This is a genomic window from Sphingobium cupriresistens LL01 (assembly GCF_001046645.1).
GTDB lineage: Bacteria > Pseudomonadota > Alphaproteobacteria > Sphingomonadales > Sphingomonadaceae > Sphingobium > Sphingobium cupriresistens.
This window is the reverse complement of the sequence record NZ_KQ130434.1, coordinates 323,338-347,716: the sequence shown is the minus strand read 5'-3', so window position 1 is coordinate 347,716 and position 24,379 is coordinate 323,338. Positions and strand designations below refer to the sequence as shown.

Annotated in this window: 27 protein-coding genes; 20 read left to right on the top strand and 7 right to left on the bottom strand. The window is 65.2% G+C overall.

What is annotated here, in order from left to right; translation table 11 throughout:
- Window positions 1-5: 5 nt before the first annotated feature.
- From V473_RS01670 to V473_RS01635, 9 genes are all read left to right on the top strand, one after another.
- Window positions 6-2,762: an Rne/Rng family ribonuclease gene (locus V473_RS01670; protein WP_244884324.1), complete on the top strand. Its 2,757-nt coding sequence runs from the start codon at window positions 6-8 to the stop codon at window positions 2,760-2,762.
- A 163-nt stretch (window positions 2,763-2,925) separates the two neighbouring features.
- Complete coding sequence (locus tag V473_RS01665; protein ID WP_129925720.1) at window positions 2,926-4,272, top strand: M48 family metalloprotease; 1,347 nt, start codon at window positions 2,926-2,928, stop codon at window positions 4,270-4,272.
- Between the two features lie 2 nt (window positions 4,273-4,274).
- Entirely contained in the window at window positions 4,275-5,039 is a 765-nt protein-coding gene (locus V473_RS01660) for a DsbA family protein (RefSeq protein ID WP_066599777.1), read from the top strand.
- A 249-nt stretch (window positions 5,040-5,288) separates the two neighbouring features.
- Window positions 5,289-5,423, top strand: a complete 135-nt coding sequence (rpmH, locus tag V473_RS22720; RefSeq protein ID WP_021317369.1) for a 50S ribosomal protein L34 — start codon at window positions 5,289-5,291, stop codon at window positions 5,421-5,423.
- A gap of 32 nt (window positions 5,424-5,455) precedes the next feature.
- Window positions 5,456-5,869 (top strand): ribonuclease P protein component, encoded by a 414-nt coding sequence (gene rnpA / locus V473_RS01655; protein ID WP_066604848.1) that lies wholly within the window; start codon window positions 5,456-5,458, stop codon window positions 5,867-5,869.
- Window positions 5,866-6,078: a membrane protein insertion efficiency factor YidD gene (yidD, locus tag V473_RS01650; RefSeq protein WP_066599775.1), complete on the top strand. Its 213-nt coding sequence runs from the start codon at window positions 5,866-5,868 to the stop codon at window positions 6,076-6,078. Before rnpA ends, yidD begins: the two co-directional genes overlap by 4 nt.
- Before the next feature lie 30 nt (window positions 6,079-6,108).
- Entirely contained in the window at window positions 6,109-7,812 is a 1,704-nt protein-coding gene (gene yidC, locus V473_RS01645; RefSeq protein WP_066599772.1) for a membrane protein insertase YidC, read from the top strand.
- Between the two features lie 191 nt (window positions 7,813-8,003).
- Entirely contained in the window at window positions 8,004-8,648 is a 645-nt protein-coding gene (gene yihA / locus V473_RS01640; protein ID WP_066604847.1) for a ribosome biogenesis GTP-binding protein YihA/YsxC, read from the top strand.
- 6 nt (window positions 8,649-8,654) lie between these two features.
- Window positions 8,655-8,954 (top strand): alkylphosphonate utilization protein, encoded by a 300-nt coding sequence (locus V473_RS01635; RefSeq protein WP_066599770.1) that lies wholly within the window; start codon window positions 8,655-8,657, stop codon window positions 8,952-8,954.
- A 60-nt stretch (window positions 8,955-9,014) separates the two neighbouring features.
- On the opposite strand, the gene V473_RS01630 is transcribed toward V473_RS01635, so the two are convergent.
- Window positions 9,015-9,566, bottom strand: coding sequence for a 2'-5' RNA ligase family protein (locus V473_RS01630; RefSeq protein WP_066599767.1), 552 nt, complete (start codon window positions 9,564-9,566; stop codon window positions 9,015-9,017).
- A 128-nt stretch (window positions 9,567-9,694) separates the two neighbouring features.
- Here V473_RS01630 and V473_RS01625 point away from each other — a divergent pair, with 128 nt between their 5' ends.
- The 4 genes from V473_RS01625 to V473_RS01610 all read left to right on the top strand — a co-directional run bounded on the left by V473_RS01625 (window position 9,695) and on the right by V473_RS01610 (window position 12,834).
- Window positions 9,695-10,141 (top strand): pyridoxamine 5'-phosphate oxidase family protein, encoded by a 447-nt coding sequence (locus V473_RS01625; RefSeq protein WP_066599764.1) that lies wholly within the window; start codon window positions 9,695-9,697, stop codon window positions 10,139-10,141.
- Window positions 10,142-10,146: 5 nt separating this feature from the next.
- The gene (locus tag V473_RS01620; protein WP_082678941.1) at window positions 10,147-10,539 is read left to right on the top strand and encodes a DoxX family protein; all 393 of its coding nucleotides are present in this window, start codon (window positions 10,147-10,149) and stop codon (window positions 10,537-10,539) included.
- A 64-nt stretch (window positions 10,540-10,603) separates the two neighbouring features.
- Window positions 10,604-12,652: a carbon starvation CstA family protein gene (locus V473_RS01615; RefSeq protein ID WP_066599762.1), complete on the top strand. Its 2,049-nt coding sequence runs from the start codon at window positions 10,604-10,606 to the stop codon at window positions 12,650-12,652.
- Window positions 12,649-12,834, top strand: a complete 186-nt coding sequence (locus V473_RS01610; protein WP_066599759.1) for a YbdD/YjiX family protein — start codon at window positions 12,649-12,651, stop codon at window positions 12,832-12,834. The genes V473_RS01615 and V473_RS01610 overlap by 4 nt, the downstream gene beginning before the upstream one ends.
- A 241-nt stretch (window positions 12,835-13,075) precedes the next feature.
- On the opposite strand, the gene V473_RS01605 is transcribed toward V473_RS01610, so the two are convergent.
- Together V473_RS01605 and V473_RS01600 are read right to left on the bottom strand one after the other, a co-directional pair.
- Window positions 13,076-13,993 (bottom strand): XdhC family protein, encoded by a 918-nt coding sequence (locus V473_RS01605; protein ID WP_066599756.1) that lies wholly within the window; start codon window positions 13,991-13,993, stop codon window positions 13,076-13,078.
- Window positions 13,994-14,112: 119 nt separating this feature from the next.
- On the bottom strand, window positions 14,113-14,781 hold the full coding sequence (locus tag V473_RS01600) for a S24 family peptidase (protein ID WP_066599752.1): 669 nt from the start codon (window positions 14,779-14,781) through the stop codon (window positions 14,113-14,115).
- A 297-nt stretch (window positions 14,782-15,078) separates the two neighbouring features.
- Between V473_RS01600 and V473_RS01595 the strand changes: the two genes are divergently transcribed.
- The gene (locus tag V473_RS01595) at window positions 15,079-15,450 is read left to right on the top strand and encodes a hypothetical protein (RefSeq protein ID WP_066599745.1); all 372 of its coding nucleotides are present in this window, start codon (window positions 15,079-15,081) and stop codon (window positions 15,448-15,450) included.
- A gap of 22 nt (window positions 15,451-15,472) precedes the next feature.
- On the opposite strand, the gene V473_RS01590 is transcribed toward V473_RS01595, so the two are convergent.
- Together V473_RS01590 and V473_RS01585 are read right to left on the bottom strand one after the other, a co-directional pair.
- A complete protein-coding gene (locus tag V473_RS01590) occupies window positions 15,473-16,447 on the bottom strand; it encodes a hypothetical protein (RefSeq protein WP_066599736.1) in 975 nt (324 codons plus the stop codon).
- A gap of 48 nt (window positions 16,448-16,495) precedes the next feature.
- Window positions 16,496-17,722: a TIGR04063 family PEP-CTERM/XrtA system glycosyltransferase gene (locus tag V473_RS01585; protein ID WP_066599734.1), complete on the bottom strand. Its 1,227-nt coding sequence runs from the start codon at window positions 17,720-17,722 to the stop codon at window positions 16,496-16,498.
- Between the two features lie 105 nt (window positions 17,723-17,827).
- Between V473_RS01585 and V473_RS23920 the strand changes: the two genes are divergently transcribed.
- Genes V473_RS23920 through V473_RS01575 form a run of 3 tightly spaced genes read left to right on the top strand, consistent with a single transcriptional unit; the run spans window position 17,828 to window position 20,026 of the window.
- Entirely contained in the window at window positions 17,828-17,965 is a 138-nt protein-coding gene (locus tag V473_RS23920) for a hypothetical protein (protein ID WP_165363561.1), read from the top strand.
- Window positions 17,958-19,322, top strand: coding sequence for a putative O-glycosylation ligase, exosortase A system-associated (locus V473_RS01580; protein ID WP_066599731.1), 1,365 nt, complete (start codon window positions 17,958-17,960; stop codon window positions 19,320-19,322). The genes V473_RS23920 and V473_RS01580 overlap by 8 nt, the downstream gene beginning before the upstream one ends.
- Window positions 19,319-20,026 (top strand): hypothetical protein, encoded by a 708-nt coding sequence (locus V473_RS01575; RefSeq protein ID WP_066599728.1) that lies wholly within the window; start codon window positions 19,319-19,321, stop codon window positions 20,024-20,026. The genes V473_RS01580 and V473_RS01575 overlap by 4 nt, the downstream gene beginning before the upstream one ends.
- Here the strand turns inward: V473_RS01575 and V473_RS01570 are convergent.
- Window positions 19,986-20,540, bottom strand: coding sequence for a type 1 glutamine amidotransferase domain-containing protein (locus V473_RS01570; RefSeq protein WP_066599721.1), 555 nt, complete (start codon window positions 20,538-20,540; stop codon window positions 19,986-19,988). The two genes, V473_RS01575 and V473_RS01570, sit on opposite strands and share 41 nt — an antisense overlap.
- A gap of 100 nt (window positions 20,541-20,640) precedes the next feature.
- On the opposite strand from V473_RS01570, the gene V473_RS01565 reads away from it, so the two are divergent.
- From V473_RS01565 to V473_RS01555, 3 genes are all read left to right on the top strand, one after another.
- Entirely contained in the window at window positions 20,641-21,648 is a 1,008-nt protein-coding gene (locus V473_RS01565; RefSeq protein WP_066604843.1) for a DNA topoisomerase IB, read from the top strand.
- A gap of 83 nt (window positions 21,649-21,731) precedes the next feature.
- Entirely contained in the window at window positions 21,732-22,898 is a 1,167-nt protein-coding gene (locus V473_RS01560) for a mechanosensitive ion channel family protein (RefSeq protein WP_066599719.1), read from the top strand.
- Between the two features lie 78 nt (window positions 22,899-22,976).
- Window positions 22,977-23,384: a hypothetical protein gene (locus V473_RS01555; RefSeq protein WP_066599717.1), complete on the top strand. Its 408-nt coding sequence runs from the start codon at window positions 22,977-22,979 to the stop codon at window positions 23,382-23,384.
- Here V473_RS01555 and dgcA read toward each other — a convergent pair.
- Window positions 23,378-24,355 (bottom strand): N-acetyl-D-Glu racemase DgcA, encoded by a 978-nt coding sequence (gene dgcA, locus V473_RS01550; protein WP_066604840.1) that lies wholly within the window; start codon window positions 24,353-24,355, stop codon window positions 23,378-23,380. The two genes, V473_RS01555 and dgcA, sit on opposite strands and share 7 nt — an antisense overlap.
- Window positions 24,356-24,379 lie beyond the last annotated feature (24 nt).

Genomic DNA, 24,379 nt, shown 5'->3' with positions numbered 1-24,379 from the left:
TGTAAATGACAATGCGTATGCTGATCGACGCGCGCCACCGGGAAGAGACCCGGGTCGCGGTCGTCAAGGGTAACCGGATCGAGGAATTCGACTTCGAGTCCGCTGAGCACAAGCAGCTCAAGGGCAATATCTATCTGGCCAAGGTCACCCGCGTAGAGCCTTCGCTCCAGGCGGCCTTCGTGGATTATGGCGGCAACCGCCATGGCTTCCTCGCTTTCAGCGAAATCCACCCGGATTATTATCAAATCCCGCGTGAAGACCGCGAGGCATTGCTGCGCGAAGAACGCGCCCATGCCGAGGAAGAAGCCGCGCTGCGCGCCGATTTCGACGATGACGATCATGATCTGGACCACGACTCCATCGCGCCCGAAGGCGGCGTGGAATATGTCGAAGCGAGCCATCATCATGACGATGAAGAGCCGGGCGAAGACGCCGAGCAGACCGAAGGCGAAGGCGCAAACGACGGGACCAACAGCGCGCCGAACGGCCGTCGCGGCGGACGCGGTCGTGGCCGCGGGGGCGACGAAGCCGCCGACGAACTGCGCCGCAAGCGCATGGCCCTGCGCCGCCGGTACAAGATTCAGGACGTCATCAAGCGCCGCCAGGTGCTGCTGGTCCAGGTCGTCAAGGAGGAACGCGGCAACAAGGGCGCCGCGCTGACCACCTATTTGTCGCTCGCCGGCCGCTATTGCGTGCTGATGCCCAACACCAGCCATGGCGGCGGCATTTCGCGCAAGATCAGCAATGCGGCCGACCGCAAGCGGTTGAAGACGATCATCGCCGAAATGGCGCTGCCTTCTTCCATGGGCTGCATCGTGCGCACCGCGGGCCTCCAGCGCACCAAGCCGGAAATCAAGCGCGACTTCGACTATCTCGCCCGCCTGTGGGACGAGATTCGCGAAAAGACGCTGAGCGCCGCCGCGCCCGCGCTGATCCATAATGACAGCGACCTCATCAAGCGGGCGATCCGCGACATCTACAACAAGGATATCGAAGAGGTCATCGTCGAGGGCGAGCATGGCTATCGCGCCGCCAAGGACTTCATGCGCCTGCTGATGCCCAGCCATGTGCGTCGCGTGAAGCAATATGCCGATCCGGTGTCGCTGTTCCAGCGCGCCAGCGTCGAGGAACAGCTGGCGGCGATGTACAACCCCGTCGTCCAGCTCAAGTCCGGCGGCTATCTGGTCATCAACCCGACCGAGGCTCTGGTGTCGATCGACATCAACTCAGGGCGCTCGACCCGCGAACATGGCATAGAACAGACGGCCGTGGCGACCAACCTGGAAGCTGCGCGTGAAATCGCGCGTCAGCTGCGCCTGCGCGACATGGCCGGCCTCGTCGTCATCGACTTTATCGACATGGAGGTGAACTCCAACATCCGTAAGGTCGAGAAGGCGATGAAGGAGGCGCTGAAGGACGATCGCGCCCGCATCCAGGTCGGCCGCATCTCCGGCTTCGGCCTGATGGAAATGAGCCGCCAGCGCCTGCGCACCGGCGTTCTGGAAGCGTCCACCCGCCAGTGCCCGCATTGCGAAGGCACCGGCCTGGTCCGCACCGCATCGTCGGCGGGCCTGGGCGCGCTGCGCATGTTGGAAGAGGAAGCGGCGCGCGGTCGCGGCAACCTCATCACGTTGCGGGCCAGCCAGGAAGCGGCCTTCTATGTCCTCAACAACAAGCGCGCCGAGCTGGACGAGATCGAGCAGCGCTATGGCGTGCGCATCGAAATCCTGCCCGATGGCGAGATCGAAGGCGCGCGCATGTCGGTCGAGGCCAGCGGCCCGCGGCCTGAGCGTGTCGTCAGCTATGCGCCGCTGCCGGAAGAGGACGACGATCTGGACGTCATCGAGGAGGAGGAAGAGGAAGAGGTCGAGGAGGCCGAAGCCGAAACCGAGCAGGAGGACCGCAGCAACCGAGGCGAGCGCGCGGACGAAGATCGCGATGGCGGACGCCGTCGTCGCCGTCGCCGTCGCCGTCGTGGGGGTCAGCGCGAGGAGAATCGTGCCGGTGAAGACGCCAGCGACAATGGCGACGCGGAATCGGAGGATGAAGACGAGGACGTCGTCATCGCCGAAGACGCCAACGACGCACCGGTGGAAGCCGCTGCTGCCGCCGATGACGAAGAGGGTAGCGCACGCCGCCGCGGTCGTCGCGGTCGCCGTGGTGGTCGTCGCCGTCGCGAAGGTGGCGAAGACGCTGCGACGCTCGAAGCCGACACAGGCGAATCGGAAGAGACCGTTGGCGAGGTCGCCGAGCCGGTGGTCGAGGCCCCAGCTACCGAAGCCGTGGTCGAGGAAGCGCCCGCCGAGGACGCGCCCAAGACCCGTCGCCGCCCCCGCGCGCGCAAAGCCAATGCGGATGTCGTTCCGGTAGCCGAAACCGTGGCCGAGCCGGTGGCGGAAGTCGCCGCCGAGGCCGCGCCGGTCGAAGCCGTTGCCGAGGAGGTCCCGGCCAAGCCCAAGCGCACCCGTCGCAAGAAGCCTGTCGCAGCGGAAGCGGATGTCGTTGCCGAGGAAGCCGCCCCTGTCGCCGAGGCGCCCGTTGCCGAGGAGGCGCCGGCCAAGCCCAAGCGTCCGCGCCGCAAGAAGGCCGTCGTCGCCGAAGCGGAGGCTGAAGACGCCGCACCCGCGGTCGAAGCCGCTGCCGAAGCCGCCGCGCCTCAGACGCCAGTCGCCGAAACCGCCGACGCCGGCAATGGCGAGGATGGCGTAGGCGAAGATGGCGAACCGCGCCGTGGCTGGTGGCAGCGCACCTTCGGCCAATAAGGTCGGACTTAGGCTGTTATGAACAAGCGCCGCTGCCCATCCGGTTCCGACCGGTGCGCAGCGGCGCTTTTCGTTGCGCCCCCTGCTTCACGGCAGGTTCAGCCCGGCCTTGGCACGACGCCGCTGTGACCGTCTGCTTCTCCCTGCCAACGGCCCGCTCCTGATGCGGCGGCTTAAATTTTGCGCGCTGGCGATCGCCGCGCTCGCCTGCATGGCGCGCCCGGCCCTCGCCCAGCAGATATTGCGCGATGCCGAAACCGAATCCTTCATGGCCGACATGTCGGGCCAGTTGGTCAAGGCAGCCGGCATGGAGCCGAAAAACGTCCAGGTCATGGTCATCAACGACCCGGAGATCAACGCCTTCGTCGCGGGCGGCCAATATGTCTGGGTCCATAGCGGACTGATCGCCCAGGCCGACAATGTGAACCAGTTGCAGGGCGTGGTCGCGCATGAACTGGGCCATATAGAGGGCGGCCATATCATCCGTTCGGGCGAGGGGATCAAGGAAGCCACCAGCGTCACCCTGCTCAGCCTGGTGCTGGGCGCCGCGGCGATCGCGGCGGGCGGCGCGGAAGCAGGCATGGGCATCATGGGCCTGGGCCAGCAAGCGGCGATGACCAAATTCCTGGCATTCTCCCGTGGGCAGGAAAGCTCGGCGGATCTGGCCGGCGCGCGCTACCTGTCGAAGGCGGGCCTGAGCGGCAAGGGCAGCCTGGAATTTTTCAAGAAGCTGCAGAATCAGGAATATCGGCTCGCCATCCCGCAGGACAATAGTTACGGCCGCACCCACCCTCTGTCAGGCGAACGCATCAATGTGCTGCGCGAAGTCTATAGCGTCGATCCGGCCTGGGAGCGGCCGGTCGACCTGGCGCTCGAACAAAGGTTCGAACGGATCAAGGCCAAGCTGATCGGCTTCGTGTCCGAACCCACCCAGACCTTGCAGAAATATCCAGAAACCGACCAGTCGATGCCGGCCCATTATGCCCGCGCCTATGCCTGGCATAAGAGCGCCTATCCGCAAAAGGCGCTGGCCGAAGCCGACGCCCTGCTCGCCGCCGCGCCGGACGACCCCTATTTCCTGGAACTCAAGGGCCAGATCCTGCTCGAAAGCGGTCGCCCCAAGGACGCGGTGGCGCCGCTGCGCGAAGCGGTGAAGATCACCAACCAGCCGCTTATTTCCGTGCTGCTGTCCCACGCCCTGATCGCGACCGAGGATGAGGCGAATTTCGCCGAGGCCGAACAGGTGCTGCGCCTGGCCGTGCAACGCGATCGGGAAAACCCCTTCGCCTGGTATCAACTGGGCGTCGTCTATGAACGGCGCGGCGACACGCCCCGCGCGGCGCTGGCGACCGCGGAACGCTACGCCATGATGGGCGAACATCCCATGGCGCTGCGCAGCGCCGACGGCGCGATGCAGGGGTTGAAGCCCGGCACGGTTGACTATCTGCGGGCGCAGGATATCGCGATGACATCCCGCGCGGCGATCGAGCAGCAGCGCAAGAAAAGATAGACATGACAGACCAGACCCGGCCCAGCTTTCGCACGGCCCTTTCCAACAGGACCATTCAAATGACCCTTGGCGCACTCGCCCTGACCGCCGTTGCCGGCATCGCGCTGGCTGCCCAGGCGCCTGCCAGCGTCAACGCCCAGGATAAGGCGGCGATCGAAAAGATCGTCCATGATTACATCCTGGAGCATCCCGAAATCATCCCGCAGGCGGTGGAGAAGTTGCAGGCCAAGCGCATGTCGGGCATGATCGACGCCAGTCGCAGCACGCTCGAAACCCCCTATGCCGGGGCGTGGGAAGGCGCCACCAACGCCGACGTCACCGTGGTCGAGTTTTTCGACTATGCCTGCGGCTATTGCCGCGCCTCGCTGCCCGACCTGGCCAAGCTGGTCGCCGGCGACGCGAAGGTGAAGGTGGTCTATCGCGAACTGCCCATCCTGTCGGACGAAAGCAGCGCCGCGGCCAAGGTATCGCTGCTGGCGGCCGAACGCGGCCAATATATGCCCTATCACAAGGCGCTTTATGACGCGGGCAAGGTCACGCGCGACACCATCGTCGCGGCGGCGGCGAAAGCGGGCATCACCAAATCCGAAGCCGATTCGGCGATCGCATCGACCAAATATGATGCCGAAATCCAGTCCAACATCGCCCTGGCCCAGAAACTCCAGGCCAGCGGCACCCCGACCTTCGTGATCGGCGGCCAGGTGCTGGGCGGCGCGGTCGGCTATGACGCACTCAAGGCGGCCGTGGCGACGGCGCGGGGGAAGTAAGCGTTCCAAGGACGCCGTTCGCCCTGAGCGAAGTCGAAGGGTTCTGCTGGGAGTGAAGCCACTGCGCTCCGCCCAGCGATGGACTTCGACAGGCTCAGCCCGAACGGACGGGAGGTCCGCCGTGAACCGCTTCCGCCATTGACTTCCCACCCCCTTTTGCCTATCGGACGCCCCCTGACTGGTGGCCGCTGTTTTGGCGGCCCTTTTTTGTCACGCCCGATTCTCTAGTTGTTTTTTGAGGAATGAACGATGAAGCGCACTTTTCAGCCGAGCAATCTGGTTCGGAAGCGCCGTCACGGTTTTCGCGCTCGCATGGCGACCCCCGGCGGCCGCAATGTGATTCGCGCGCGCCGGTCGCGCGGCCGCAAGAGCCTGAGCGCCTGATCGACGCGCCGCCGTCCGCCGCGCCTGCCGTCATGAGCAGGCGTGCGGATTTTCTGGCGGCGAACCGTGGGCGCCGCGCGCCCATGCCGGGTTTCGTCCTGCTGGTGCGCGAACGCGGCGATGGCGACCCGGCGATGCGGATCGGCATCACGGTCACGAAAAAGATTGGCGGCGCCGTCATCCGCAACCGGATGAAGCGCCGCTTTCGCGTTCTGGCGCGCGCGTTGCTGCCGGCCCATGGCATTGCCGGCGCGGATCATGTGCTGATCGGCCGCGAAGGCGGGATCGAACGCGATTTTGCGCTGTTGCACGCCGAACTGGGCAAGGCGTTGGGCAAGATCATGACGCGCCCGATCGACCCGCAGCGCGGCCCGCCGCGTCCGCGCAAGGGCAAGACCGCCAGAAAGAGCGACACGCCCGCGGCGCGTTCAAGCGAACAGCCGTGATCGGCCGCCTGCTGATCCTGATCGCGCGCTTCTGGCAACTCGGCCCTTCGCGCGTCCTGCCCCCCACCTGCCGCTACGCCCCCTCCTGTTCGGAATATGCGATTCAGGCGATCCGCAAATATGGCGCGATCAAGGGTAGCTGGCTGGGGTTCAAGCGGCTAATGCGATGCCACCCTTGGGGCGGGTCGGGCTACGACCCGGTCCCCTGACACAGATATAAGACGGCGGAGCCGAACAACGTGGACGACAAGAAGAATATCATTCTGGCGGTGCTGCTGACCGCGGCGATCCTGTTCGGCTGGCCCTATGTCTCGCATTATTTCTTCCCGGCGGCCAATCCGCCCGCGACGAAGATCGAAGGCGGCAAGACCACCCCGGTCGCCGCCCCCGGCACCGACACCGCCGACGGTCCGGCCACGATTCGCGATCGCGCCATCGTGCTGAAGGAAAGCCCGCGCGTGCCGATCCGCACGCCCAAGCTGACCGGATCGATCAACCTGCGCGGCGCGCGCATCGACGATATCGTGCTGCCAACCTATCGCGAGACGATCGACAAGGATTCGCCCGCCGTTCGCCTATATAGCCCCAGCGGCACGCAGGACGCCTATTTCGCCGGCTTCGGCTGGCAGGGCGAAGGATTGAAGACGCCGAACAAGAACACGGTCTGGACCGCTCAAGGCAGCGCGTTGACGCCGACGAGTCCCGTCACGCTGACCTGGAACAACGGTGCGGGCCAGTTGTTCGAAATCCGCCTGAGCGTCGATCAAAATTACATGATTTCCGCCGCGCAGAAGGTGTCGAATAGCGGCGAGGGCGCCGTCGGCGTCAAGCCCTACAGCTATATCAGCCGCACCGGCATCCCCAAGGACCCCGACACCTGGACCATCCATGTCGGCCCCATGGGCGTGTTCAACGGCGCGGCCAATTATGACGTGAATTATAAAAATCTGGACGAGGGTCCATCGACCCAAAGCTTCCAGTCCAAGGGCGGCTGGATCGGCTTTACCGACAAATATTGGCTCTCCGCGCTCGTCCCCGGCGCTGACGCCGATTTCGCGGGCCAGTTCCGTAAGGGCGCAGGCACGCAATATCAGGCCGACGCCGCGCTCGGTTCAACCATGCTCGCGCCCGGCAAGGCCGCAACCCAGACCATTCGCCTCTATGTCGGCGCAAAGGAAGTCAAGACGCTCCAGGCCTATGAGCGCGACGGCGTGAAGCTGTTCGACCGCGCGATCGACTGGGGCTGGTTCTACTGGTTCGAACAGCCGATCTTCGCGCTGCTCCACTGGCTGTTCGAAACGCTCGGCAATTTCGGCGTGGCGATCATCTGCCTGACCTTCGTCGTTCGCGCGATCATGTTCCCGGTCGCCCAGCGCCAGTTCGCCAGCATGGCGGCGATGCGCGCGGTGCAGCCCAAGATGAAGGCGCTGCAGGAGAAATATAAGGACGACAAGCCGCGCCTCCAGCAGGAGATGATGGCGCTGTACAAGACAGAAAAGGTCAACCCGCTCGCCGGCTGCCTGCCCATCTTCATCCAGATCCCGATCTTCTTCGCGCTCTACAAGGTGCTGATGCTGACGATCGAAATGCGCCACCAGCCCTTCGTGCTGTGGATCAAAGACCTGTCCGCGCCCGACCCGTTGCATATCTTCAACCTGTTCGGCCTGCTGCCCTTCACCCCGCCGTCCTTCCTGGCGATCGGCGTGCTGGCGCTGCTGCTGGGCATCAGCATGTATTTCCAGTTCAAGCTGAACCCCGCGCAGATGGACCCGATGCAGCAGCAAATCTTCTCGATCATGCCATGGATGATGATGTTCATCATGGCGCCCTTCGCGGCGGGCCTGCTGGTCTACTGGATCACCAACAACTGCCTGTCGATGGCGCAGCAATGGTGGCTGTATCGCAAGCATCCCGTGCTGAGCACGGCGAGCGCGACGAAGTGAATAACCCTACCAAGTCCCCGTTCGTGCTGAGTAGGGACTGAGCCCTTCGACTGCCCGCTTGCAGCAGGCGCTCAGGATAAACTTCACCGAAGGTGAAGTCGAAGGCCCGTATCGAAGCATCGCGCGCCTTCGGCCCTTCGATACACCGCTTCGACAAGCTCAGCGGCTACTCAGGGCGAACGGAGAAGAACGTGACAGAAGAAAATACTGACCTGATCGAGGAAGCGCGCAAGCTGTTCAGCGGGCCGATCGCCTTCCTCAAATCCGCGCCCACGCTGGACTTCCTGCCCGACATGGACGTCAACGAAGTCGCGTTCGCGGGCCGCTCCAATGTCGGCAAATCCTCGCTGCTCAATGCGCTGACCAACCGCAATGGCCTGGCCCGCACATCCAACACGCCGGGCCGCACGCAGGAATTGAACTTCTTTGACGTGGGCGTGCCGCTTCAGTTCCGGCTGGTCGATATGCCGGGCTATGGCTATGCCAAGGCGCCCAAGGATGTCGTGCGCAAATGGAAGTTCCTGGTGAACGACTATCTGCGCGGGCGCGCCTCGCTCAAGCGGGCGCTGGTGCTGATCGACAGCCGCCATGGCGTCAAGGACGTCGATAATGACATGCTCGACATGCTGGATGGCGCGGCGGTCAGCTATCGCATCGTCCTGACCAAGGCCGACAAGATCAAGGCGAGCGAACTGGCGGCGGTGACCCAGGCCACCGCCGACGCGATCCGCAAGCGCCCTGCCGCCCATCCCGACATCATCGTCACGTCGAGCGAGAAAGGCATGGGCATCCCGCAATTGCGCGCCGCCGTGCTGCAAAGCGTGACCCAGGGATAGATCGCCATGGACGACGACGATTATGTCTATGACGAAGCCAGCGGCGAATGGATCAGCGCGGCGAACGCCGTAGCCGCAAATGATGGTGACGCCGTCGAAGTCCGCGATTCGGTCGGCAACCTGCTGGCCGACGGCGATCAGGTTACGCTGATCAAGGATTTGACGGTCAAGGGCGCAGGCCAGACGCTCAAGCGCGGCACGCTCATCAAGTCGATCCGCCTGACCGGCGATGCTCAGGAAATCGACTGCCGCTATGACGGGATCAAGGGCCTGGTGCTGCGCGCGGAATTCGTCCGCAAACGCTGAATATTGTAACCCGTGTTCCCGCGCAGGCGGGAACATGATGCGACCAAGTCAAGCGAGGCTCTAAAACAGCCGATATTGCGCATCGCCCCTGAGCGGCCAACGGCCCATAATCTCATGCCGGGTGCGGCCCACATGGCTGCACACCAAGACCACCTCCTCCACCCGCCATCCGAACCCGTCGATGCGCTGCTGCCTGGGCCGGCCGTCGCGGTAGAACAGGGTTTGGTGCGGGCTGAAGCTCCAGCCTGGACGCGGCGTCGCCCCGGCCCGCGCCATCGCGGCGGCGACCTGCTGCTGCACCGTTTTCAACCCGGCGATGCTGCGCGAAGGCCGCAACGCCGCCGACCGGCCGCCAAAGTTCACACCGTCCATCAGCAGGTCGAACGGCTCCGCCATGATCCCCGCGCCCGCCCGGCGCAGCGCCTTGATCAGTTCATAGGGATAGTCGGGCCAGTCGGTCGTGATGCCCAGCGTGACATGCTGATGTTCGGGCAGGATACGATCCGCCCCCGGCGCCAGCGTCGCGGCGAAATGATCGATCTGCCGCGCGACGACCGGCGGCGGCTTCAGCGCGAAGAAGGGGCGGTAAAGCGGCGTGGTGCGGCTTTCCATGACGGCGACTCCCGAATCATATCTATTATGTTCATGATATGTTCTTATCGATCGAGAGTCGAATCCGATCGATGGAACCCGACTCGGCCCATCCTGCGTTAACAGCGGATCGAGTAGAGGAGACTCCCATGGTGCAGCACACGATGGCCAGCCTGGCCGAAAAGATGCAGCATATCGATTTTGCCATGCTGTCCACCCATACGGAGGATGGCCATATCGGCGCCCGTCCGATGAGCAACAATCAGGATGTGGCCCATGGCGGCGACAGCTATTATTTCACCACCGAAGACACGCTGATGGTCCGGGATATCGAGCGTGACCCGCGCGTCAGCCTGTCCTTCCACGGCAAGAGCGGCCTGTTCGGCCAGCGCCCGCTGTTCATCGCGCTGGAAGGGCGCGCCGACCTGATCCGCGACCGCGCCCAGTTCGACGCGCATTGGAACCCCGATCTGGAACTCTGGTTCGAGGATGGCGCCGACACGCCGGGGCTGGTGATGATAAAGGTCCATGCCGAGCGCGCCCATTATTGGGATGGGCAGGATGAGGGCGAGCTGGAAATCGACGTGATGCATTGACCGCGATGCGCGGCCGGACAATCGGCCGACTGGTTCTGGCCGCCGCCTACGCCTTTGCCGGTATTGCGCATCTGTCGCGGCCGGCCGGTTTTCTGGCGATCACGCCGCATTGGGTGCCCATGCCCGAACTGGTTGTGGCCCTGACCGGCGTGGCCGAACTGGCCGGCGCGATCGGGTTGATGATCCCGCGCCTGCGCTCCGCGGCGGGCATGGGCCTTGCGCTCTACGCTCTGTGCGTCTGGCCGGCCAACATCAACCACGCTATCAACGACATCCCCCTGGGCGGCGCACATTTGAGCTGGTGGTATCATGGCCCGCGACTGGCGCTACAACCCGTCATCATCTGGTGGGCGCTCTGGGCCAGCGGCGTCACAGACTGGCCGTTCCGCCGCCGCTAAGCGGTTGTGTTTCGATTGGGGGGGATTAGGGTGCCGACGTCCCCCCAACCGCTCTGGAGCGCATGTGACCCGGCACCTACCCTGGATTTTGACGGCGATCATCGGCGCGGTTGCCCTTACCGTCGTCGCGGTGTCGCGTGGCGAAGCGGTCAACGCACTGTGGATCGTGGTCGCGGCGGTCAGCTGCTTCCTGGTCGCCTACCGCTATTACGCCCTCTTCATCGCCCGCCATGTGATGCGGCTGGACCCGGCGCGGCCCACCCCGGCGATCCGTCGCGCCGATGGCCTCGACTATGTCGCGACCGACAAGGCCGTCCTGTTCGGCCATCATTTTGCGGCGATCGCGGGTGCAGGGCCGCTGGTGGGACCGGTGCTGGCGGCGCAGATGGGCTATCTCCCCGGCACGCTTTGGATCATCATTGGCGTCGTGCTGGCGGGCGCGGTGCAGGATTTCATGATCCTGTTCATCTCCATGCGGCGCGACGGCAAGTCGCTGGGCGAACTGATCCGCATGGAAATGGGGCAGGTCGCAGGCACCATCGCGCTGTTCGGCGCCTTCATGATCATGGTCATCATCCTGGCCGTGCTGGCGCTGATCGTGGTGAAGGCGCTGGCGGAAAGCCCCTGGGGCATGTTCACCGTCGCCGCCACCGTGCCGCTGGCGATGGCGATGGGCGCCTATACGCGCTGGATCAGGCCCGGCCGCATCGGGGAAGTGTCTCTGCTGGGCCTGATCGGCCTGCTGGCGGCGATCGTCTATGGCCAGGCGGTATCGCTGTCGCCGGTCTGGGGTCCGATCTTCACCTTCACCCCGGTCCAGCTCTGCTGGATATTGATCGGCTACGGCGCAGTCGCCTCCGTCCTGCCGGTCTGGCTGCTGCTCGCGCCGCGCGATTATCTCTCCACCTTCCTCAAGATCGGCGCGATCGCGGCGCTGGCGATCGGCATCGTCATCATGGCCCCGCCGCTCAAGATGCCGGCGCTGACGCAATTCGTCGGCGGCAACGGCCCGGTCTGGTCGGGCGGCCTCTTCCCCTTTCTGTTTATCACCATCGCCTGCGGGGCGGTGTCGGGCTTCCACGCGCTGATCGCCAGCGGCACCACGCCCAAGCTGATCGCCAGCGAAGCCCATGCGCCGATGATCGGCTATGGCGCGATGCTGATGGAGGCGTTCGTGGCGATCATGGCGCTGGTCGGCGCATCGATCCTGGACCCCGGCATCTATTTTACGATGAACAGCCCGGCCGCGCTGATCGGCACGGACGCGGCCAGCGCGTCGGCCGCCGTCACCGCCATGGGCTTCCCGATCTCGCCCGACCTCATCGCCCAGACGGCGAAGGATGTCGGCGAACATAGCATCATCAGCCGCGCGGGCGGCGCGCCGACGCTGGCGGTGGCGATGGCGGAGATTTTCAGCCATGTCGTAGGCGGCCCGGCGATGAAAGCCTTCTGGTATCATTTCGCGATCCTGTTCGAAGCCTTGTTCATACTGACGGCCGTCGATGCCGGCACCCGCGCCGGGCGCTTCATGTTGCAGGATCTGATCGCGCTGGCCGTGCCCAGTTTCAAGGATACGAAAAGCCATGTCCCCGGCATCGTCGCCACCGCGCTGACGGTCGCGGCCTGGGGCTTTTTCCTCTATCAGGGCGTCACCGATCCGCTCGGCGGCGTGAATACGCTTTGGCCCGTGTTCGGCATTTCCAACCAGATGCTCGCGGCGATCGCACTGATGCTGGGCACCGCCGTCCTGTTCCGCTTGAAGCGCGACCGGTTCGCCTGGGTGACTTTGGTCCCCACCGCCTGGCTGCTGATCTGCACCCTGTCCGCGGGCTGGCTCAAGCTCTTCTCGGCCGACGTCAAGGTCGGCTTCCTCGCTCATGCCGCGAAATTCAGCGCAGCGGCGGATGCGGGCACGGTGCTGGCCCCCGCCAAATCCATGGCGGAGATGCAGCGCATCATCTTCAACGACCGGATCGACGCCGCGCTGGTGGCGCTGTTCCTGGCGGTCGTGCTGGCGCTGCTCTTCTTCACCATTCGCACCTGTGTCGCCGCCCGGCGGACCGCCGCGCCCACGGCGCGCGAAATCCCCTCCCAGTTGGCGCCAGCGGAATGAGCGGGCTGTTCGCCACGCTGCGCCAGACCGCGCGACTCATGGTCGGCCTGCCCGACTATGACGCCTATCTGCGCCACATGGCCGCGCATCATCCCGACCGGCCAGCCATGGACCGTACGCAATTTTTTCGGGACCGGCAGGAAGCGCGCTACGGCGGCAGGAATGGCGGCCGCTGCTGCTGAAAAATATCCTGCCGAAACAAAGGGGATAACGGCTCTCGCTGGAGTCGTTCCCTGCCGAACATTACAGCGCCTGTAATATTACGATTGTATAACGGCGCTTGGCGACGAGAAATTTCTCCAATACGTCCTTTGGGGTATTGATCCATCCCGTCGCTTTGTTAGGGCGCGCCATCCTTTGTGCCCGACAGCGTGGGGGATATGTCCCCTGCCCATCTCTTGCGGCAGGGGGCACGCATGACGGTCAACGTCGCGCGTTAAACCCCGCGACCATCCCCGCCGTGATCGACAGCGCGATTTCCGCCGCGCCGATCGCGCCGATATCCAGCCCCGCCGGCCCATCGATACGGGCCAGGTCATCGGCCCCGAAGCCCAGCGCCCCCAGTCGCTCCAGCCGCGCCGCATGGCTCTTGCGCGATCCCAGCGCCGCGACATAACCCGTCGATGCGCGGAGCGCCGCCACCAGCGCAGGGTCGTCGATCTTGATGTCATGGCTCAATGTCACCACCGCGGTCGATTCGCCGGGGAAGCGCGCCGCGATCGCCTCGTCGGGCCAGCGGTCGTCCAGTTCCACGCCGGGAAAGCGCTCCGCCGTCAGGAAGCGGCCGCGCGGGTCGATCACCACCGGCGTCACCCCGATCGCCTGCGCCAGCGGCACCAGGCTCTGGGCGATCTGCACCGCACCGACGATCAGCAGACGGCGCGGCGGATCGTAGCGATTGAGGAAATCCCCTTCTCCCGCCGCCTCGCGCGTCACGCCGCTGTCCAGGTCGGTCGCCAGCGTCAGCGCCCGGCCGCGCGCGCTGGCGGCGGCGATCCGGTCGAACAATCCGGGCGCGAAGCCGGCCTCGCTCACCGGCTGGACCAGCACCGCGATCTCGCCGCCGCACGGCAGGCCGACTTCCCAGGCATCGCCATCGGCCACGCCATAGCTTTCGACATGGGCGTTGCGCCCGCCGATCACTTCCGCCGCGCGTTGCAACACGTCGCTTTCCACGCAGCCGCCCGAAATACTGCCCTCGAACCGGCCATCGGCATGGACGATCATATGGCTGCCGCGCGGCCGCGGCGCCGATCCCCAGGTCGACACCACCGTCGCCAGCGCCATGGGCGCGCCGCGCCATTCCTGTCCCTTGCGGATCACCGCGCCATTATCGTTCAATCGACACTCCTCTGGCGCAGCCACGCCGTCGCCTCAACGGCAGCATAACACCGTGCCGACCCCGCCTATCCCGACCCAGTCGGAAAACATCCACTTGACGGATTGGGAGGCGGACACCGCTAATGCAAGCGCCTGCCGCTCCAGACGACCCGGCCGACAATATCCACCAGCGCCGGATCGATATCCGCCCAGTCGGGATAATGCGGATTATCGCTCACCACGCTGAACCAACCGCGCCGCGGCCCCATGGCGACGCGCTTGACCATCAGCACGCCGTCCAGCCGCAGCACATAGACGCCGTCGCGCAGGCGGCCCGCATCATCGTCATGATCGACCATGATGTCGTCGCCGTCGTTCAGCGTCGGCGCCATCGATTCGCCATCGACCCGGATGATCGACACCCGTTGCGGTCGCACGCCCAGATGGCGCAACCAGCGCGCATCGAACGCCATCACGCCCGCCGCCTGCTCATCCTCGTCCAGCGATCCCAGCCCCGCCGACGCGCCCAGCGCCAGCCGCGGCACCGCGACCACCGCGGGCATCCCGCGCATCCGGGCGGGGGCCGCGACCGGCGCCGTCGCGCCGCCCAGCATCTGTTCGGGCACGCCGAAATAGCGCGCCAGCACGCGCCGATCCTCCTCGTCCAGCTTGCGTGGCGTGCCGCGCTTGATGAACTGCTGAATATAAGCGGGATTGCGGCCGATCAGCCGGGACAGATCGGCATAATTCTCCCCCCGTTCGGCAATCAGCCGATCGAGCGCAATCCGGGTATGTTCCGATTCATCCATATCCAATCCATAATGATAGGAATTTTCCTAGACAAGTAGGAAATTGCGTTAGAGATAGGAATAAACCTATCGACTTGCAGCGGGCGAGTCGTGCTGACTGGGGAGAAGAAGGCCAATGTTGCTGCGCATGATCGAACAATTTCTTCGCGAATTTAAGATGCGGCCAACCACTTTCGGACGCCGCTGCGCACGCGATCCACGCCTGGTTTTCGACCTGCGCCTGGGTCGGCAACCCGGCGATCGCATAAGGAGACGAGTAGAACATTTCATGAACACTTATCGCAGGAGCATCAGCCAATGACAAGTCTGGATCATGAGTTCGGCGTGGCCAACCTCATCCGAAATAAAGGAATAGGAAGGAAAAGGGCCAGCCCGCTGCCGCCCTTGCTGGCGCAACTGCTTGCCCGCGCGGGCGAACCCGCCATCGTCGAACGGGCGGTCAGCCGCCCCTGGGCCAGCGCCCTGTTCGAAGGGCAGCGCCATATGGTGCGGCTGCGCCTGAGCGGCGAGGATTTCCCTGAACGCGGCAGCGCCTTCATGGCAGGCCTCGCCGATGCCGAATGGGTGCTGCCGGGCCATTTCGTCGCTGACATCAGCGTCGATGATGGCGATGCGGATATGGAGAGCGTCTGGCTGGAACTGTCCGCCCTGACGATCGAAGACTGGTAAGACCTGCGCCGGGCGGCGGCTGTCACCGTCGCCCGGTCATGGAACGCAGCGCGCCCAGCGCGGCGCGCAGCGCTTCGTCGGCATCCTGCTCCACCGTCTTGCGCACCGGCACGGCCGAGGCCACCGGCATGTCGGCGATCATACCGCCACCGGCCCCGGCCGACGACATTTTCCGCGACCTGTGCTTAAGCCCGCGTTCCAATCGCTCGGTCAGTTCGCTGATCGACAGGCCATGGGTGGAGGGCATGGGCAGCGGCGCGGGACGGATTGTTTCGGCGGGCTGGGCGACGCTGGCGGGCATCGCAGGCGCGGTCCATTCGGCCGCGACCGGCGCTGCTTCAAACGTGGCATAATCTTCGTCCGCGCCATCATCGTCGATATCGTCTTCGACCAGGGTCGGAACGGCAAAGGGACCGGCCGGCCGCAGGAAGGCGGGTTGCGGCAGCTCTGCGTCCGTCAGCGGCATCGGCGCGCTGGGCATGGGCAGCTTGCCGAGCGGGACGATCGTGTCGCGCTCCGGGTCGCGACGCGCCACCAGCGATCGGCGGCCCGATTCGGCGCGCGGGAAAATGTCGATCCCGTCAAAGTCCCGGCTCGCGAAGATCGGCGGGCGTGACGGCGCATCAGGATGCGCGTCGGCGCGCCGCAGGATCGGCGCGTCCGGTTCGATGCCCGATGCAGCACGGCCCCGCGCCAGCGCGGTCAGCTTGGAGAATGCGAAACCCATTTTACGTGCTCCCTGGACGCGATGGGCGCGTCCTTTCCCATCTTCTTGTTCCGGCGCATCCGCATCGCGGCGTGCCAGGCCGACCAGGCCGATCGCCATGACGCCGGCGAAACCCGCCATCATCAGCCGCGCCTTCCATCCCAACGGCGGCGCCGCGGCCGGCCACGCTTCGCTGAGGCCGCTCGACGCCACGATCATCTCGACCAGGCCGACCGGCATCCACAACACCAGCAACGCAGCCGCCAGACCGGCCAGTGCGGCGATCGCCATGCCCCGCCTGCTGATGACTCCCGCCGCCACCTTATGTTCAACCCTTGCTCATGCGGCCGCGCGCGTCCGTGCGGGACGCGCCAGCAGCCGCTGGTAAACGGGTTCATAACGCACAATGTTTGACGACCAGTTACGCTCGCGCTCGACGAACGCGCGGGCCACGGCCCGGCGTTCATCCCATCCGTCGCGATTGGCGAACAGGTCCGCCAGCGCCGCGGCGATCGCCGCCGGATCGTCGGGCGCGAACAGGGCGCCGGTGACGCCATCCTCGATCAGTTCGCGATGCCCGCCGACGCTCGACGCCGCGACCAGACGCCCTTGCGCCATCGCCTCCAGCGGCTTTAGCGGCGTGACCAGATCGGTCAGCCGCATCGCCTTGCGCGGGTAAGCCAATATATCGACCTGCGCATAATAATGTTCGACCTGGTCGTGCGGCACCCGGCCGACGAATACGATATGGTCGGCGAAGGGCGACGCCATCGCCTGGTCGCGTAGCGCCTGTTCGCGCGGGCCGCCGCCGACCAGCAGCAGCTTCGCCCTGGGCCGGGCGCGCACGAGTCGCGGCATCGCGGCGATCAGGTCGTCCAGCCCCTCATAATCATAGAAGCTGCCGATGAAGCCGACCACGTCGGCCCCCTCCAGGCCCAACTTCGCGGTCAGCGCCGGGTCGCGATCGACCGGCGTGCCGAACTGGTCCATATCGACGCCATTGGGCGACACCACGATCTTGTCCGCATCCACGCCGCGCGCGATCAGGTCGCCGCGCAGCCCTTCGCAGATCACCGCCACGGCATCGGCCGCGCGCACCGCATGGGTTTCAAGCTGGCGGGTCAGCCAATAGCGGGGATTGCCCTCGACCCCGGTGCCGTTGCCGACCGCCGCATCTTCCCAGAAGGCGCGGATTTCGTAGATCATCGGCAGGCCGTGGCGCCTGGCCACGCGCTGCGCCGCGATGGCGTTCAACACCGGCGAATGGGCATGGATCACGTCCGGCCGCCAGGCCCGCACCAGCGCGTCGATCGCATCGGCATGGGCCGATATGTCGCGCCATTCGCGAATCAGCGGATTGCCGCTGGCCGGTTCGCCCGGCGTGCGATGGAAGGTCAGGCCGTCGACCATCTCCTGCTCCGGCCCCTGCGCCGCATGGCGATGGCCGGTGATGCCGCGCACCTCCCACCCCTTTGCCATTTGCGCGCGCAGAATCGCGCGGGTGCGAAATGTGTAGCCGCTATGGAGCGGCAGACTGTGGTCCAGGACATGGAGAATACGAGTCATAGCCCGATCTGTTTGCCGGAAAAGGTTTAACGGCCCGTCAACTCTGTCTCGCTAGTGGGGACAAGTGCCGAACGGAATCACTCAGCCCCCTATGATCGACGCGCGATGATCGACGCCCTGTCCCTGCTGATCAGCCATGGCGTGATCCTGCTCGCCGCCTGGCGGCTGTTGCCGCGCGCCGATCTGGATCGCGACCCGCCCGCGCAGCTTCCTTCGGCGCCGGAGCCGCATACCGATGCGTGACCTCTTCTTCATCGCCTTTCTCGGCATCTTCGGCCTGATGGGCCTGAAACGGCCGTTCCTGCTGGTAGCGGTCTATGCCTATATCGACATCGTCTCGCCCCAGCGCCTGTCCTATTTCCTGCTCAACACCATCCCCATCTCCGCCATGGCCTTTGCCGCCATGGTCGGGGCCTGGCTGGTCATGGACGACAAGAAGGATTGCCGATTCTCGGTGCGGCAGGGGCTGATGCTCGTGCTGGTGGCCTATTGCGGCTATACCACCATGACCGCGGATTTCCCGGCCGAAGCGCTCACCAAATGGAATTGGGTGTGGAAGGCGATCATCGCGGGCATCTTCCTGCCGCTCGTCCTGCGCACCCGGCTGCGGATCGAGGCGCTGACCCTCTTCATGATTCTTTGCGCCAGCACCATCATCATCAATGGCGGCATGAAGACCGCGCTGTCGGGCGGCGGCTATGGCGTGCTCAACCTGATGGTCGAAAATAACAGCGGCCTCTATGAAGGCAGCATCATCAGTTGCGTCGCCATCTCGCTGATGCCGCTCATCCTCTGGCTGTCCAACCATGGCACCATCTTCCCGCCGGACTGGCGCGTGAAGACCTTCTGCTACGCCCTGTGCCTCGCCTGCATGTTGATGCCGATCGGCACGGAGGCGCGCACGGGCCTCGTCTGCCTCGTCATCCTCTTCGGCATGATGCTGGTGCGGTCGAAGAAGAAGTTCGTCTATGGCCCTCTGCTGGCCGTGGCCGCGCTGGCGTCCATCCCCTTCCTGCCCGCCAGCTTCACCCAGCGGATGGAGACGATCGAGAATCACCAGGGCGACGAAAGCGCCGCCACCCGAGTCGCGGTGTGGATGTGGACGCTCGACTATGTGAAGCAGCATCCAGGCGGCGGCGGCTTCGACAATTATCTCCAGAACAGCTTCACCTATTTCGCCCAGAGCACCGTCGTCGACAGCGGCGGCGCACGGATCGAGCGGCGCATCGTCACCGACAAGGGCCGCGCCTATCACAGCGCCTATTTCGAGATGCTGGGCGAACAGGGCTATTTCGGCTTCTTCATCTGGGCGCTGATCCACGGCATTTGCTTCATCCGCACCGAGATGATCCGCCGCCTGTATCGCAAGAGAGATGGCCCGGACGAGGCCTGGATCTCGCCCTTCGCCTCGGCCCTGCAACAGGGCCATGTCGTCTACATGATCGGATCGCTGTTCGTGGGCATCGCCTATCAACCCTTCATCTTCATGATGCTCGCGCTCCAGATCGGCCTCGACACCTATCTGACGCGGCTGCGCAAGGCGGCGGCGCGCGACGATCTTGCCGCGACGCTCGGTGCGGGACGGAGCGTCCCGGCATGATCGGAGAATTGCGCCTTTTGGGCCTGGCCCACGGCCTGCTGCTCGGCCTGTTGCTCGCCTGTTCATGGCAGGTGCCGGACTTGCTGCCCTGGGGCATCGACGCGCTGCTGCTTGTCGGCGGCTTCCAGCTACGCCTCGCCGATCGTCGCATCATCCCGCGTCCCGGCGCGCGGGAGTGGATCAGCCATATCCGCATGGCCCCGACCCGCCTCATCCGCTGGGGCGCCGCCGCGGTGATCGCCCTGATCGCCGGTCATGCCGACCTGGCTATCGCTATTCTACTCGCCGCGCTGACCTGCGAATTGCTGGCCTATCCGCTGACAACGCGGCTGCTGGGCCGGGTTCCGCTGGCGCCAGCGGCGGCGATTCTCATGCTGCTGGTCGCCGCGCTTGGCCTGCCCGGCCCGGCCACGCTGCATTTCATACTAGGCTTCCTGACCGGCGTCACCGCCGCCATAGTCTGGCTGCGCGGCCCCGATGGGGAGCCGCGCGCCCTGGCGGTCGTGCTGGGCGGCAGCGCCGTGGCTGTCGCCACAGCCGTCATCTTCCCCGGCATCCTGGCTTTCGCCGCGCCGACGCTGACCGTCTGCGCGGCGTGGACGCTGGCCTATCTGTCGCTGCTCCGCCGCCCGGTCACGCCCTGGCGCCTGGGCGCCCCGCCGCTCAGGCTGCGACCGTCTGCGATTCGCCGACCGCTTTCTTGAACGCGGCGACGAACGCGGGGATATCGTCCGGCTTGCGGCTGGTGATGATGTTCCCGTCGATCACGACTGGCTGATCGACCACCTGCGCGCCGGCATTGGCGAGGTCCGTGCGCACCGACGGCCAGGATGTTACGGTCTTGCCGCGCACGACATCGGCCTCCACCAGCAGCCATGGCGCGTGACAGATCGCCGCCAAGGGCTTGCCCGTTTCGGCAAAGGCGCGAATGAGCGCCACCGCTTTCTCGTCCATCCGCAACGTATCGGGATTGGCCACCCCGCCCGGCAGGATCAGGCCGTCATATTCGGCGATCTTCACCGCCTCCAGCATGATATCGGGCGTGATCCTGTCGCCCTTCTCGTCATGCTTCATGCCCTGAATGGGCTTCGTATCGGGCGACGCGAGCACGACCTGCGCCCCCGCGTCGATCAGGGCCTGACGCGGATCGAACAGTTCGGACTGTTCGAAGCCGTTGGTGGCGATGATCAGGATTCGGCTTTCTTCAAGGGCAGGCATGATCGTCTCCTCTATGGCGAAGCAGCCTCAACGGCCATCCGCTGGGGAAGTTGCGGAACGAAGCGACGAACGGCGGGTTTTCGGCCATGAGAAGGATAAGATGGCCAACACCTCCATCGTCCATGCGGACGACTCCATTCCCGGCATTACGCGACGCGCGCTCAAGCACGGATGGGCCTATTATGACGCCCACGGCACGCGCATCGCCGACCGCGATGAAATCGACCGGCTGAACGCGATCGCGCTGCCGCCGGCCTATGTCGACTGCTGGTACTGCCCCTCGCCCTGGGGCCATATCCAGGCGATCGGTTATGATGATCGCGGTCGCAAACAATATCGCTATCACCCCGACTTCCGCGCCGCGCGGGAGGCGCAGAAATATGCCGGCTGCCCCGATTTCGGCCGCGCCCTGCCCAAATTGCGCGAACGGCTGGAGGCCGACCTGTTGCGCCGCGGCCTGCGCAAGGACCGCACGCTGGCCGCCGTGATCCGCCTGCTCGACTTGGCCAAGCTGCGCGTGGGCAACGAACATTATGCCACCACCAACAAGAGTTTCGGCGCCACCACGCTTCGCCGCCGCCATGTCGACCTGTCCGGCAAGTCGTTGACGCTGCGCTACCGCGCCAAGTCGGGCAAGCAACAGCAACTCACCGTCACCGACACTCGTCTGCTGCGCTTCGTGCGGCAGGTGCAGGATCTGCCCGGCCAGCATCTCTTCCAATATCTGGATGAGGATGGCGACGCCCGGCCGATCACCTCGAACGACGTCAACGCCTATATCGCGCAGGCCATGGACGGCCCCTTCACCGCCAAGCATTTCCGCACCTGGGGGGCGTCCACCATCGCGTTCGAAACATTGGCGGCCGGCCATGTCTCGCTTAAGGACCTACTCGAACCGGTGTCGCGGGCGCTGGGCAATACTCCCGCGATCAGCCGCAAATCCTATGTCCACCCTGCTTTGCTGGCTTTGTGCAAGGATGGGCAGGATGCGTGGCGCGAAGGGCTTCGCTTGCCGCGCCGGACGCGCTATCTGTCGCGCGGGGAGCGCGGCCTGATTGCGTTTCTCGACGGGATCGCGGATTGCGAGCCGCTCGCAGCGGCGGCCTGATCCGCCCCTTATGTTTTACGCGATTTGCCAGTCATCAGATGATTCCATCTGATTGGAACTCGCTCTCATTCAGACGGAACAGCATGGCCGACAAAAAAGACCCCGCCCTCCCCGCCATCGACGTGCAGGCCCCCAATCTACGCGAAATGTGGGATTCCACCATCACCTGGTTCCAGGTCCATTACGTCCAGATCCTGATCGCGCTCGGCGCGGCCGTGCTGATCTATCTGGCGCTCACCGCGCTGCGCGAATTTGGCAAGCGCAACCGGGGAACGCGCGGCGATCCGCTGGGCTATGCCAATGTGCTGGGCCGCGCGGCGGCGCGCACCACCCATTATTTCATGGTGCTGGTCGCCGCCCGTCTGGTCGTGGGCTATGCCGACGCGCCGGCTTCGCTGACGAAGACCGTCGCTTTCCTCTTCACCATCGCCACCGTGTTGCAGGTCGCGCTCTGGGCGCGGGAGATCATCCTGGGCCTGATCGAGCGCAAAACGCTGGCGCAGGATGGCGGCGGCGAGACGCTGGCCAACGCCATGGGCCTGATTCGCGTGCTGGTCAGCTTCGCCCTGTTCGCGATCGCCACCATCGTCGTGCTCGACAATCTGGGCGTCAACGTCACGGGGCTGGTCGCGGGTCTGGGCATTGGCGGCATCGCCATAGGCCTGGCCGCGCAGGGCATCTTCTCCGACCTGTTCGCCGCGCTCTCGATCATCTTCGACAAGCCATTCCGCCGGGGCGAGACGATCAACTATGACGCTACGACGGCCACAGTGGAAAAAATCGGGCTGAAATCCACCCGCCTGCGCGCAGTCACCGGCGAAAAGAAGGTCATTTCGAACGCCAATCTGCTGCAAAAGGAAATCACCAGCTATTTCACGCTGGACCATCGACGGATCAAATTCGCCATCGGCGTCATATATCAGACGGCGACCGACGTCGCCGAACAGATACCCGACATATTGAAGGCGATCATCACCGATCTGGGCGGCAATTTCGTCCGGTCCGGTTTTATTGGATTTGGCGCGTCGAGCCTGGATTTCGAGGTGGAGTTCGACGTCTATCTGCCGGACTGGGACGCGATCTACATCGTGCGGCACAAGGTTGGCCTGGCCATCCTGCGGCAATTCAACGATCGCGGGATCGAATTCGCCTATCCCACGCAAACCACTTTCACATCGGCGCCGGATGGGCGGATGATCATGCCGTATGCCGAGGTGCAGCCGGTCAAGCGGGTCGATCTGGAAGGATGAAGGCGGGCCGACGCGCGGACGAGTCGGTTCGTCCCGCGCCGGCTTGTGGCAGCAGCCCTCCGCGCCTAGCGGGGCGCGATGACGATATCGCGCCTCGCCCTTGCCGCCTCGGCGCTCGCCGCCATCCTGTCCGCCACCATTCCCGCAACGGTCCAGGCCGAAGGGTTGGGCGCGGAAATCAACTATGGCCGCGCCGATGGTCATTGGGGGACGGAAATCGGCGCGGGCTACGCGCTGAATATGGCCGGGTTCAGCCTGACGCCGGGCGCCGGCGTCTACCTACGCGATGGCGACACGAAATTTTATGGCCGGGTCGAGGCCGCCTATACCATCCCGCTATCCGCCACCATCGGCGCGGGTGCGCGCTTCAGCGGCGATCATATCCGCCCCTATGCGACGCTGGCGATGCCGATCATCCCCAAGCTGCGGGCCAAGGCCAATGTCGGTCCCCGATATTATGCGGTCGGCCTGACGCTCGGCTACTGACCGCCGCCCCACAACATACCCGGCTGCAAAAGCCCCTCACGCAGCGCCCATCCACCGTCCCGGTCCTTCGCCAGCAGCAGCGCGCCGTCCAGGTCGATCCAGTCCGCCCCCTGCGCCACCAGCGCAGCCGGCGCGATGCCCAGCGAGGTGCCGAGCATACAGCCGACCATGATGCGAAAACCGCGCGCCCGCGCGTCCTTCGCCAGCGCCAGCGCCTCGGTCAGCCCGCCCGCCTTGTCCAGCTTGATATTGACCGCGTCGAAATCGCCCAGCCGGTCGAGATCGGCGCGCGTATGGCAACTTTCGTCGGCGCACAGCGGCAATGGCGCGCGCACCCCCGCCAACCGCGCTTCCTGCCCATGGATCACCGGCTGTTCGACCATTTCAACCCCCAGCATGGCCAGCGCCGCCGCTTCCGCCGCAATGTCCATGGCGTGCCAGCTTTCATTGGCGTCGACGATCAGCCGGGCGTCCGGCGCGCCTGCGCGCACCGCTGCGATGCGCGCCTGGTCGCCTTCGCCGGTCAGCTTGCATTTCAGCAGCGCAAAGCCCCGCGCCGCCGCCGCCCCGGCATCCGCCTCCATCTTCGCCGGTTCGCCCAGACTGATGGTGAAGGCGCTGGGCAGGGGCGCGGGCGCGTCAAGACTGGCCAGTTGCCACACCGGAACTCCGGCCTGCTTCGCCTCCAGATCCCACAGCGCACAGTCCAATGCGTTGCGCGCCGCGCCGCGCGGCATATGGGTCAGCAACGCCGTCCGCTCCAGCGGCCCGGCATAGGCCTGAAGCGCCGCGACGCAGCCCTCTGCGCTCTCGCCCTCATAATAGATGGCCGTCCCTTCGCCCCGCCCTTCGTGCACGCCGTCGCTCACGGTGCAGACGATGACATCGACATGGGTCTTGGCCCCGCGGCTGATGACGAAGGCGCCCGCCACCGGCCACCGTTCGACTGTCGCGGAAATTATACGGGTCATCGGCCTTCCCTGCGTCATCCATTG

Coding starts and splice junctions, on each gene's coding strand:
- V473_RS01600 (WP_066599752.1), bottom strand. CDS start 14,781: ATGGATGAATCGGAACATACCCGGATTGCGCTCGATCGGCTGATTGCC.
- V473_RS01580 (WP_066599731.1), top strand. CDS start 17,958: ATGCGTGACCTCTTCTTCATCGCCTTTCTCGGCATCTTCGGCCTGATG.
- dgcA (WP_066604840.1), bottom strand. CDS start 24,355: ATGACCCGTATAATTTCCGCGACAGTCGAACGGTGGCCGGTGGCGGGC.
- V473_RS01570 (WP_066599721.1), bottom strand. CDS start 20,540: ATGCCTGCCCTTGAAGAAAGCCGAATCCTGATCATCGCCACCAACGGC.
- V473_RS01560 (WP_066599719.1), top strand. CDS start 21,732: ATGGCCGACAAAAAAGACCCCGCCCTCCCCGCCATCGACGTGCAGGCC.
- V473_RS01630 (WP_066599767.1), bottom strand. CDS start 9,566: ATGGAAAGCCGCACCACGCCGCTTTACCGCCCCTTCTTCGCGCTGAAG.
- V473_RS01635 (WP_066599770.1), top strand. CDS start 8,655: ATGGACGACGACGATTATGTCTATGACGAAGCCAGCGGCGAATGGATC.
- V473_RS01575 (WP_066599728.1), top strand. CDS start 19,319: ATGATCGGAGAATTGCGCCTTTTGGGCCTGGCCCACGGCCTGCTGCTC.
- V473_RS23920 (WP_165363561.1), top strand. CDS start 17,828: ATGATCGACGCCCTGTCCCTGCTGATCAGCCATGGCGTGATCCTGCTC.
- V473_RS01590 (WP_066599736.1), bottom strand. CDS start 16,447: ATGGCGATCGCCGCACTGGCCGGTCTGGCGGCTGCGTTGCTGGTGTTG.
- V473_RS01595 (WP_066599745.1), top strand. CDS start 15,079: ATGACAAGTCTGGATCATGAGTTCGGCGTGGCCAACCTCATCCGAAAT.
- V473_RS01660 (WP_066599777.1), top strand. CDS start 4,275: ATGACAGACCAGACCCGGCCCAGCTTTCGCACGGCCCTTTCCAACAGG.
- V473_RS01625 (WP_066599764.1), top strand. CDS start 9,695: ATGGTGCAGCACACGATGGCCAGCCTGGCCGAAAAGATGCAGCATATC.
- V473_RS01585 (WP_066599734.1), bottom strand. CDS start 17,722: ATGACTCGTATTCTCCATGTCCTGGACCACAGTCTGCCGCTCCATAGC.
- V473_RS01565 (WP_066604843.1), top strand. CDS start 20,641: ATGGCCAACACCTCCATCGTCCATGCGGACGACTCCATTCCCGGCATT.
- rpmH (WP_021317369.1), top strand. CDS start 5,289: ATGAAGCGCACTTTTCAGCCGAGCAATCTGGTTCGGAAGCGCCGTCAC.
- V473_RS01555 (WP_066599717.1), top strand. CDS start 22,977: ATGACGATATCGCGCCTCGCCCTTGCCGCCTCGGCGCTCGCCGCCATC.
- V473_RS01665 (WP_129925720.1), top strand. CDS start 2,926: ATGCGGCGGCTTAAATTTTGCGCGCTGGCGATCGCCGCGCTCGCCTGC.
- V473_RS01620 (WP_082678941.1), top strand. CDS start 10,147: ATGCGCGGCCGGACAATCGGCCGACTGGTTCTGGCCGCCGCCTACGCC.
- rnpA (WP_066604848.1), top strand. CDS start 5,456: ATGAGCAGGCGTGCGGATTTTCTGGCGGCGAACCGTGGGCGCCGCGCG.
- V473_RS01670 (WP_244884324.1), top strand. CDS start 6: ATGACAATGCGTATGCTGATCGACGCGCGCCACCGGGAAGAGACCCGG.
- V473_RS01610 (WP_066599759.1), top strand. CDS start 12,649: ATGAGCGGGCTGTTCGCCACGCTGCGCCAGACCGCGCGACTCATGGTC.